The sequence below is a fragment of the Photorhabdus caribbeanensis genome (genome assembly GCF_018448885.1).
In the GTDB taxonomy this organism is placed as follows: domain Bacteria; phylum Pseudomonadota; class Gammaproteobacteria; order Enterobacterales; family Enterobacteriaceae; genus Photorhabdus; species Photorhabdus caribbeanensis.
Genome location: NZ_RCWB01000019.1, coordinates 91,755 through 101,676 on the forward strand (window position 1 = coordinate 91,755; position 9,922 = coordinate 101,676).

Genomic DNA, 9,922 nt, shown 5'->3' on the forward strand with positions numbered 1-9,922 from the left:
ATTATCCCCCTAACTTAGATTTATCACGGACAGCGCCTTTATCCGCACTAGTCGCCAATGAAGCATAGGCTTTCAGGGCAAACGATACCTGACGTTCACGAGCTTTCGGTGTCCACGCTTTATCTCCGCGAGCAAATTCAGCTTCTTGACGGGTAGCAAGTACCCTTTCATCTACATCAAGTCGAATTTTCCGCAGTGGAATATCAATATCAATAATATCGCCATCTTGAACCAATCCGATTAACCCACCATTAGCCGCTTCCGGAGAAACATGGCCGATCGACAAACCCGAGGTACCACCAGAAAAACGCCCGTCGGTAATCAATGCACAGCTTTTACCTAACCCCATAGATTTTAGATAAGTCGTCGGATACAACATTTCCTGCATACCGGGTCCGCCTTTTGGTCCTTCATAACGAATGACCACCACATCACCAGCAACAACTTTTCCACCCAAGATCGCATCAACCGCATCTTCCTGACTTTCATAAACTTTGGCTGGCCCACGGAACATCAGACTACCCTTATCAACCCCCGCAGTTTTTACAATACAACCATCTACAGCCAAATTACCAAATAGAACAGCGAGACCACCATCCCGGCTATAGGCGTGTTCAATGTCGCGAATACACCCTTCTACACGGTCAGTATCCAACGAAGGCCAACGACAATCTTGTGAAAATGCTTGAGTAGTACGGATACCCGCAGGGCCTGCCGAATACATTTCCTTTACTGATTCATCCGCCGTTTGCACCACATCGTACTGATTAAGCGTCTGTAACAAATCCAGACCCAAAACATTTTTAACCTGACGATTCAACAGACCCGCTCTATCCAGCTCACCTAAAATACCGATCACACCACCAGCACGATGAACATCTTCCATATGGTACTTTTGTGTACTTGGTGCAACCTTACATAGATGAGGGATCTGACGAGACAAACGATCAATATCCGCCATAGTGAAATCAACTTCTCCCTCCTGCGCTGCCGCCAGTAAGTGAAGCACGGTATTAGTTGAGCCACCCATTGCAATATCCAACATCATCGCATTTTCAAATGCGGCTTTCGTTGCAATACTACGCGGCAGAACACTATTATCATTTTGTTCATAATAGCGTTTGGTCAGCTCAACAATGCGTTTGCCTGCATTCAGAAATAGCACCTTGCGATCTGCATGAGTCGCCAGTAATGAACCGTTCCCCGGCTGAGATAAACCCAGTGCTTCTGTCAGACAATTCATAGAGTTAGCGGTAAACATACCTGAGCAGGAGCCACAGGTTGGGCAAGCTGAACGTTCAATCTGACCGCTATCCTCATCACTGACATTCGGGTTCGCACCTTGGATCATCGCGTCAATCAGATCCAATTTAATGATCTGATCTGACAATTTAGTTTTACCCGCCTCCATAGGGCCACCGGAAACAAAAATCACCGGAATGTTCAGACGCAACGCCGCCATCAGCATACCTGGGGTAATTTTGTCACAGTTGGAAATACACACCATTGCGTCCGCACAATGTGCATTCACCATATATTCAACAGAGTCAGCAATTAATTCACGTGACGGCAGAGAATAGAGCATACCACCATGCCCCATTGCGATACCGTCATCCACCGCTATGGTATTGAACTCTCTCGCAACACCGCCTGATGCTTCAATCTGTTCAGCAACCAATTTACCTAAGTCCCGTAAATGAACATGCCCAGGAACAAACTGAGTAAATGAGTTAACTACTGCAATAATCGGTTTACCAAAATCTGCATCGGTCATCCCTGTCGCGCGCCATAAAGCGCGAGCTCCAGCCATATTGCGACCATGAGTCGTAGTGGCAGAACGGTACTTAGGCATTATCTTCACTCCCGTGTTCTCAAAACAGGCGGGGAACGAACCGCCTGTTAAGTTATTTATAGTTCTATGAAAGGTATAGTTCTATTAAGGATTAACTGGATCTAACCAGCCCCATTTATCGTCTGTCGTGCCATCAAACAAGCCAAAGAAGGCTTGCTGAATTTTCTTAGTAACAGGCCCGCATTTACCGATACCAACCTGAATATCATCAACACTACGAACAGGTGTGATTTCAGCCGCTGTACCTGACATAAAAATTTCATCAGCCAGGTACAAAGATTCGCGCGACAATACCTGTTCACGCACTTCCAGCCCCAAATCTTTCGCTAATTTGATAATGGCATCACGAGTAATTCCTGGTAATGCAGATGAAGTAAATGGTGGAGTGAACAATATGCCATCTTTTACTTCAAACAGATTTTCACCTGCACCTTCAGAGATATAACCATGAACATCCAATGCAATACCTTCTTGATATCCACGACGACGAGCTTCACTACCTACCAAAAGTGAAGATAGGTAGTTACCACCTGCTTTGGCCGCAGTTGGTATTGTATTTGGCGCTGCACGATTCCATGAAGAAACCATCGCATCAATCCCTTGATCCAGTGCTTCTTCTCCCAAATAAGCTCCCCAAGGAAAAGCGGCGATAATAACATCCGTTTTATAGCCAGCCGGTGGATTAACGCCCATGCCAACATCACCGATAAAGACGAGTGGACGTATATAAGCACTAACTAAATTATTTTTACGAAGAGTTTCCCGACATGCTTCCATTAATTCATCGACACTCTGGCTCAACGGCATGCGATAAATCTTTGCAGAATCATGTAAACGCTGCATATGCTCACGATGACGGAAAACCACCGGCCCTTTATGAGAGTCATAACAACGAATTCCCTCAAAAACAGACGTACCGTAATGTAAAGCATGGGACATGACGTGAACTTTAGCATCTGCCCAAGGAACCATCTCACCATTGAACCAAATGTAATCGGATTGCTTCGTCATTCTCTTATTCCTTTATTTCTACGTTATGCACGTATGAGTTGTGATTTTTGTTGCAGGATCTTGACGCCAGCGACATCCACTAATTTAGCCAGTTGTGAAGACAACAAATTAACCGGTTTTTGGCTGGCAACAATTAATTCGATATTAACATTATCGCCATCCATTGTTTGATCCATATTCATGGAACAGATCTGAAATCCACGATGACGCGTTACCCGTAAGATGCGCTCTAATATTTCAGGACGGAAACGAGCATGGATTGCAAGTTGATGCTGCATCATAATGATTTCTCCAACATAGTTTCATTGCTTGCACCGGGAGGGACCAACGGCCAAACGTTCTCTAATTCCTCAATAGATACCTGTAATAAATAGGGGCCTTGACTAGTGAATAATGCATTCAGCGCCTCATCAATCTGTGATTTATCCGTGATATGTTGCCCCGGAATATCAAAAGCTTTCGCTAATGCGACAAAATCAGGGTTATCTGTTAATGTCGTTTCGCTATATCGCTTATCAAAAAACAGCTCCTGCCATTGGCGCACCATTCCCAACCGTTGGTTATCCAACAATAAAATTTTTACTGGCAATTGTTTGCGTTTAATTGTCCCCAATTCCTGAACATTCATCATGAAAGAACCATCACCAGATACACAGATCACCATATCTTCCGGTCGTGCAATCTGAGCACCAATCGCAGCGGGGATACCAAATCCCATTGAGCCCAAGCCACTAGATGTAATGAAATTTTCAGGCCCATCAAAAGTCATATGCTGAGCTGTCCACATTTGATGCTGTCCAACATCGGTAGTAATAACCGTATTACATGCTTTACGATCTGAAACCTGCTTCAATAACCAAGGCGCATAGATACTCTCCCCCTGATGGTCATAACACCAAGGATATTCAGCCTTCAGATATTTCACTTCCTGTTGCCAGGGCATAATTGACAATGGCTGTTGCAAACGGGGCAATAATGCTTTCACATCCCCCAGTAACGACACATGAGCCTGACGTAATTTCCCCAACTCTGCCGGATCGATGTCTAGGTGAATAACTTTCGCACACGGAGCAAAAGTATTAAGCTTGCCAGTCACACGATCATCAAAACGAGCACCTACAGCAATCAACAAATCGCATGACTGAACGGCAAGATTGGCCGCTTTCGAACCATGCATCCCAAGCATTCCCAGATAACATGGATGCTCTGAATCAGCAGCTCCTAAACCTTTCAACGTAGAAACAACCGGCATACCTGTTTCCACAACAAAATCTCGCAGAACAGAAACTGCTTGAGACATCCCGACTCCACCGCCGACATACAATACTGGCTTTACAGCCGCCGCAATCATCGTCCGGGCTTGTTCTAATGCACTTTCCGAGCAGGGCGCCTGTTGCTCAACAGGTACCAAATGTGGTGCCAAATTCCCCTCTTTTAGCTGAATATCTTTAGGAATATCAATCAAAACTGGGCCAGGTCGACCACTAGTGGCAATATAAAAGGCTTCCGCCATCATTTGAGGTAAATTTTCCAGTGAATCCACTAAGAAACTGTGTTTGGTACAAGCAAGGGAAAGACCTAAAACATCGACTTCTTGAAAGGCATCAGTTCCAATCAATTCAGAACCAACCTGACCAGTGATAGCAACAACAGGAACAGAATCTAACAACGCATCGGCTAATCCAGTGATTAAATTTGTTGCTCCCGGTCCCGATGTCGCGATACAAACTCCCGGTTTACCACTGGCTCTCGCATAACCGATTGCAGCCATAACCGCACCCTGCTCATGCCGACAAAGCAAATGCTCCACACCACCATCATACAAAGCATCATAAACCGGCATGATCGCACCACCAGGGTAGCCGAAAACCTTATCAATCCCCTGCGTTCGTAATGCTTTTACAACCCACTGCGCCCCGTTCATTTTTCATATCCCCTGTGTTTACCCGGTGAGACAAAATTTTGTTCTGTTGTATGTTTCCGTCTCTATCTGATTTTGCTTGTCGAAAAAAAACCCCCGCGCCTTTCGGTGCGGGGGTCTTCGAGAGATCTGGCTGTTCTTCTAAGCCTTTCTTCGTCCAAGTGCAGCCCCGCACGGTGGGATAATAATCACCACCACGCTGACAATAATTAGGCTAATCACTAGGACAAATGTGTTCATAATCTTGGTCGTTTAATTCGTTTGTTTAATCTATATTTAAGAGTTATCACGTTCTTTATAGCTTGACAACATTTATTTTGTTTTATTACTCGACATAAAAAAATATCGTTTATTTTCAATAAAATACTTACTATTTAGATTATTTGTCCAGTAAATACTCCAATTTAAGTTATAAAAACTAACTGATTAGATATAAACAAAACAATACACAAAGCGGTAACATAAAAAACAAATCATTCAACTATAACCAAAAGTAAAGATCTTATTATTAATCACCTAAGTGATAAAAACTTCTCATTAAAAATAAATCAGAATGATATAACACACTAAATTTATTCACTGTGAAAAATATATAAATTTGAATTTCAAATAAACTATTTCAATAAAACCAATCTAAAAACATGACTTAAATAAAACCCCATAATATGAATATAAAAATAATTAATTTTATAATCAAAATTAAAAAATAAACCATAAAAATCAATCAAATAAAATAAAAATCACTTAATGATAAGTTTAAAAAAATCTTTCGCGCTGCTTCACAAAATATTTATTAGAGCCGCTTCGCAAAAAAATAATAGAAAACTATTTATTATCTAATTTCAGTCCATCATATGTCCTTTCTTACGAAGGAGAATAGGATGGCCCTCGCTGTTATTTATACCAGAGCGACTATAGGTATTCATGCCCCAATTGTTACTGTTGAAGCGCATATTAGTAATGGCTTGCCTGGATTAACTCTGGTTGGTTTACCTGAAACAGCCGTAAAAGAAGCAAGAGATCGTGTCAGAAGTGCGTTGATCAACAGCGGGTTTACCTATCCGTCTAAAAGAATCACCGTCAATCTTGCGCCCGCAGATCTTCCCAAAGAAGGTGGTCGTTATGATTTACCGATCGCTATCGCTATTCTAGCCGCTTCAGAACAAATACCTACCAATACACTAAATCATTATGAATTTCTTGGTGAACTCGCTCTATCCGGTGGTTTACGAAAAGTTAACGGCGCAATTTCAGCTGCACTCAGCGCAGGAGAAGCAGGAAGGCAACTTATTCTACCAACAGAAAACGCAATAGAGCTGGCAATCTTATCTCAGAATGAAACGTTAATGGCAGAACACCTCTTACACATCTGCCACTTTCTTCAGGGAGAAAAACAACTACTGACAACAACGATCCAACATAAACCCTCAATAGAGCCATCACAGCCAGATCTTCAGGATATTATTGGTCAGGAACAAGCAAAACGCGCACTGGAAATCACAGCAGCAGGCGGACATAATCTTTTACTACTTGGCCCACCAGGGACAGGAAAAACAATGTTGGCAAGCCGCCTATGTAGTTTATTACCGCCATTAACAAACAAAGAAGCCCTTGAGGTCGCAGCCATCAATAGTCTGGTGGATACCTACCTTCCACCTGAACAGTGGCATACACGCCCATTCAGAGCGCCTCATCATAGTTCTTCAATGGCAGCACTGGTTGGCGGTGGCGGACTTCCAAAACCTGGTGAAATTTCACTTGCTCACAATGGCGTACTATTTCTAGATGAACTACCTGAATTTGAACGCAGAGTCCTTGATGCTCTCAGAGAACCACTGGAATCAGGGGAAATAATTATCTCCCGAGCCAGAGCAAAAGTTTGTTTTCCTGCTCAAGTTCAATTGATCGCAGCAATGAATCCTAGCCCGACAGGCTACCATCAGGGAATTCACAATCGAAGTAACCCCCAGCAGATACTTCGATATCTAGCAAAACTTTCTGGACCTTTTTTGGATCGTTTTGATCTCTCAATTGAAGTGCCTCTGTTACCCATTGGAACATTGAGTAGCCCTAATAGATCAAGCGAAAGCAGTAAAGATGTAAGATTAAGAGTGCTGGCAGCGCGAGAAATACAACTGAAACGCAGTGGAAAAATTAATGCTCATCTGAATAGCAAAGAGACAGAGGCATTTTGTAAGCTCAAACCTAACGATGCTGTATTTCTAGAACAAACGCTAATAAAACTAGGGCTTTCAATCCGAGCATGGCACCGAATTCTGAAAACATCCCGGACACTTGCCGACTTAGAAGAAAAAAAAGAGATAGAAAAACCACATATCATGGAAGCTTTAAGCTACCGCAGTATGGACAGGCTATTAATACAATTACAAAAACAATCGGGTTAGAAATGAAAAAGGGGCAAAGCCCCTATATTCACAATTTGTGATAATATTAATCATCAGTGTCGGTATAGTCATCAGAAGCATCGATCTGAGGCTTACCGCCTGAAAGAGTATGAAAACGTTTTGGACGACTAATCCTTGCAAGATATTTGGTCCATACTTTTTCTTCCATCGTCACAGGCTGCCGTTCACCCCGGCAAACAGCAACAAACAGCTCTTCTACTTCTGTTTGAGGCTCGCGTTTACCAAGATCTAACTCATTGAACGCATAACCATGGCGCTCTAGTAATTGCGCCTCTTTAATGGTGAAATCCCCATGACGGGAGAACCCGCGAGGATAATTTTTGTTATCAAAAAAACGATTAGTCGTGATGAAGCTTTCGGCCATCTGACACACTCCTAATTCTAGTACTGTTACTATCATGCTAATTATGGCGCGGAGTATTAGATAGGCCTGGCGTTCTGTAAAACAAAAAATTTAAATCTTAACGATAAATATTATTGGAGATATATGTGGACACTGAATTACTGAAAACCTTCTTGGAAGTCAGTAAAACTCGTCACTTTGGGAGAGCAGCCGAATCACTGTACTTGACTCAATCAGCAGTTAGCTTTCGCATACGACAACTAGAAAATCAATTAGGTACTCATCTTTTCACTCGCCACCGCAATAACATCCGTCTTACAGCGGCGGGCGAGCGCCTTGTTCCCTATGCAGAATCACTGATGAGTACCTGGCAGTTGGCTAAAAAGGAGATAATGCATGCTTCTCAACATACTGAATTAACAATTGGTGCCACCGCGTCACTATGGGAAGCATATTTAACTCCCTGGTTACAAGATTTCTATAAAAAACATCAGGAATTAAGATTGGAATCTCGTGTTTCTACACGGCAATCCCTTGTTAAACAACTTCATGCACGTGAATTAGATCTGTTAATCACTACCGAACCACCTAAAATGGATGAGTTTCAAAGCCTATTATTAGGGAATATTTGTTTGAAGTTATTAACAACAGAAGAAAATCTAAAATGCCAAACTAAAAATTACATCAAACTAGAATGGGGGGCTGATTTCCATCATCAGGAACAACGGATTTTAAAAAGTGAGCAGCTACCCATCATTACAACCACCTCCGCACATATAGCCCGCCAACTGCTCAATAGCGTAAGAGGAGCCGCCTTCTTACCAATACATTGGCAAAATGAATATTCAGAACTTGTCTCTTATCCAAATACTGAACTAATTGAACGTCCATTATATGCCATATGGCTACAAAAAAATGATCAGCAAGCATTCATTCAGCAGCTATTAAAAATACCTATCATACATACTTCTACAAGAGGTTAAGAGGCATTCATGTAAATTATTTAATCAGTAAATATATGTTCGGCAAAATTTATGGATAGCAATACTATACGAAAATAGGAATGAAAATAGTAAGGGGGAAAGAAGTTTTAGATCGAGCATAAGGTGGGATTGCTTTTGCTATCTTCCCACATATAGCTCTCTATTTACCAAGTAATTTTTACGTATAGTTTGAAACTATAACTTGAATCAGACGTAATGTTCCTACCTTAATTGTTTTAGGTATCCTTTCCTTCAATTCGAGCTTTTCTTAAAAAGAAATTTCATAAGCAAAATATTAGTTAAAATTCTTTCGCACATATCCTCCAGACACTTAGTTCAGAAGAGCTTACTAGTATGGAGATTGCCAGAAAGTCTAAAAAGTTACCTATAAGAATTCACTTCGATAATAAATAATCAGAAAGAAAGGTTTTATTGCTACAAGATCGAATAATATTGAGGAAAAACTATTCAACTGAAAGTGTGTAACAGCATCGATGATAAATCCAAATCAATGGCAACATTGGCTTTACGAGCCAGACGATATTTGGCAATAAATTCTCCAAGTGAGATCACTCCTGGGGAAAAAATGTAATGTTCCGGGGTATATCGGCTACGGCTCATGGTGTCAGTCTCCAGGTAAAGATAAGGAAGCAGTAGCGTGCATGGGCCAGAGGGGAAGAACAAGGTGAGATGACCGGAGTATTACGAAAAAATTCGCATAAAGGGATTTTTAGTGTAATGGCAAACCAGTTGTTCTTACAAGTTTTCATAGAAAAAGGCGCTGACTAGAAAGCCAGCGCCTTATCAATAATCTTATCTAAACAGCACATATGGATAACCAGTACTACAAGCTATCTTAGTTGCTGCTGCTGAGCTTATAACTGGCAGGGGCGGAGAGACTCGAACTCCCAACACCCGGTTTTGGAGACCGGTGCTCTACCAATTGAACTACGCCCCTAAATTAAGGTGGCGGTGCGGACGGGGCTCGAACCCGCGACCCCCGGCGTGACAGGCCGGTATTCTAACCAACTGAACTACCGCACCACCGAATTCTCTGTGATTTATATCGCTGTTACGATATAAAACTTAAACATCAATCTAGGCTGTTTACGAACGGCTATTTCGCCATTCGCTCTTCGGGCTGTCGCTGCTCGCGACGTTTAAATCCGTTCCCGACGGATTTGGCCCTACTCACTGCTATCGTTGCCTTATGCTGCTTTCTTGTCGCAACACAACGCTAAATTAAAGCCTGGCAGTGTCCTACTCTCACATGGGGAGACCCCACACTACCATCGGCGCTACGGCGTTTCACTGCTGAGTTCGGCATGGGGTCAGGTGGGACCGCCGCGCTATCGCCGCCAGGCATATTCGGTTTCCTTCCGGCCG

Annotated in this window: 9 protein-coding genes, 2 tRNA genes and 1 rRNA gene; 2 read left to right on the forward strand and 10 right to left on the reverse strand. The window is 42.5% G+C overall.

What is annotated here, in order from left to right:
* Nucleotide 1: 1 nt before the first annotated feature.
* The 5 genes from ilvD to ilvL form a co-directional block, all read right to left on the reverse strand.
* Entirely contained in the window at nt 2-1,852 is a 1,851-nt protein-coding gene (ilvD, locus tag EAE90_RS13795) for a dihydroxy-acid dehydratase (protein WP_214053974.1), read from the reverse strand.
* A gap of 84 nt (nt 1,853-1,936) precedes the next feature.
* Nucleotides 1,937-2,863: a branched-chain amino acid transaminase gene (locus EAE90_RS13800; RefSeq protein ID WP_214053975.1), complete on the reverse strand. Its 927-nt coding sequence runs from the start codon at nt 2,861-2,863 to the stop codon at nt 1,937-1,939.
* A 23-nt stretch (nt 2,864-2,886) separates the two neighbouring features.
* The gene (ilvM, locus tag EAE90_RS13805) at nt 2,887-3,144 is read right to left on the reverse strand and encodes an acetolactate synthase 2 small subunit (protein ID WP_036779619.1); all 258 of its coding nucleotides are present in this window, start codon (nt 3,142-3,144) and stop codon (nt 2,887-2,889) included.
* A complete protein-coding gene (gene ilvG / locus EAE90_RS13810) occupies nt 3,141-4,787 on the reverse strand; it encodes an acetolactate synthase 2 catalytic subunit (RefSeq protein WP_214053976.1) in 1,647 nt (548 codons plus the stop codon). Before ilvG ends, ilvM begins: the two co-directional genes overlap by 4 nt.
* A 138-nt stretch (nt 4,788-4,925) precedes the next feature.
* Nucleotides 4,926-5,024 (reverse strand): ilv operon leader peptide, encoded by a 99-nt coding sequence (gene ilvL, locus EAE90_RS13815; RefSeq protein ID WP_071647081.1) that lies wholly within the window; start codon nt 5,022-5,024, stop codon nt 4,926-4,928.
* Nucleotides 5,025-5,665: 641 nt separating this feature from the next.
* Between ilvL and EAE90_RS13820 the strand changes: the two genes are divergently transcribed.
* Complete coding sequence (locus EAE90_RS13820) at nt 5,666-7,189, forward strand: YifB family Mg chelatase-like AAA ATPase (RefSeq protein WP_214053977.1); 1,524 nt, start codon at nt 5,666-5,668, stop codon at nt 7,187-7,189.
* A gap of 46 nt (nt 7,190-7,235) precedes the next feature.
* Here EAE90_RS13820 and EAE90_RS13825 read toward each other — a convergent pair whose 3' ends face one another.
* Nucleotides 7,236-7,574 (reverse strand): MaoP family protein, encoded by a 339-nt coding sequence (locus EAE90_RS13825; protein ID WP_036779611.1) that lies wholly within the window; start codon nt 7,572-7,574, stop codon nt 7,236-7,238.
* 125 nt (nt 7,575-7,699) lie between these two features.
* On the opposite strand from EAE90_RS13825, the gene hdfR reads away from it, so the two are divergent.
* Nucleotides 7,700-8,536 (forward strand): HTH-type transcriptional regulator HdfR, encoded by an 837-nt coding sequence (gene hdfR, locus EAE90_RS13830; RefSeq protein ID WP_214053978.1) that lies wholly within the window; start codon nt 7,700-7,702, stop codon nt 8,534-8,536.
* 468 nt (nt 8,537-9,004) lie between these two features.
* Here hdfR and EAE90_RS13835 read toward each other — a convergent pair whose 3' ends face one another.
* From EAE90_RS13835 to rrf, 4 genes are all read right to left on the reverse strand, one after another.
* On the reverse strand, nt 9,005-9,157 hold the full coding sequence (locus EAE90_RS13835; protein ID WP_214053979.1) for a hypothetical protein: 153 nt from the start codon (nt 9,155-9,157) through the stop codon (nt 9,005-9,007).
* Between the two features lie 261 nt (nt 9,158-9,418).
* Nucleotides 9,419-9,494, reverse strand: a tRNA-Trp gene (locus EAE90_RS13840).
* A 9-nt stretch (nt 9,495-9,503) separates the two neighbouring features.
* Nucleotides 9,504-9,580: transfer RNA gene (locus EAE90_RS13845), tRNA-Asp, on the reverse strand.
* A gap of 203 nt (nt 9,581-9,783) precedes the next feature.
* Nucleotides 9,784-9,899, reverse strand: a 5S ribosomal RNA gene (rrf, locus tag EAE90_RS13850).
* Between the last annotated feature and the right edge of the window lie 23 nt (nt 9,900-9,922).

Coding starts and splice junctions, on each gene's coding strand:
- EAE90_RS13820 (WP_214053977.1), top strand. CDS start 5,666: ATGGCCCTCGCTGTTATTTATACCAGAGCGACTATAGGTATTCATGCC.
- ilvM (WP_036779619.1), bottom strand. CDS start 3,144: ATGATGCAGCATCAACTTGCAATCCATGCTCGTTTCCGTCCTGAAATA.
- ilvL (WP_071647081.1), bottom strand. CDS start 5,024: ATGAACACATTTGTCCTAGTGATTAGCCTAATTATTGTCAGCGTGGTG.
- EAE90_RS13800 (WP_214053975.1), bottom strand. CDS start 2,863: ATGACGAAGCAATCCGATTACATTTGGTTCAATGGTGAGATGGTTCCT.
- ilvD (WP_214053974.1), bottom strand. CDS start 1,852: ATGCCTAAGTACCGTTCTGCCACTACGACTCATGGTCGCAATATGGCT.
- EAE90_RS13835 (WP_214053979.1), bottom strand. CDS start 9,157: ATGAGCCGTAGCCGATATACCCCGGAACATTACATTTTTTCCCCAGGA.
- EAE90_RS13825 (WP_036779611.1), bottom strand. CDS start 7,574: ATGGCCGAAAGCTTCATCACGACTAATCGTTTTTTTGATAACAAAAAT.
- ilvG (WP_214053976.1), bottom strand. CDS start 4,787: ATGAACGGGGCGCAGTGGGTTGTAAAAGCATTACGAACGCAGGGGATT.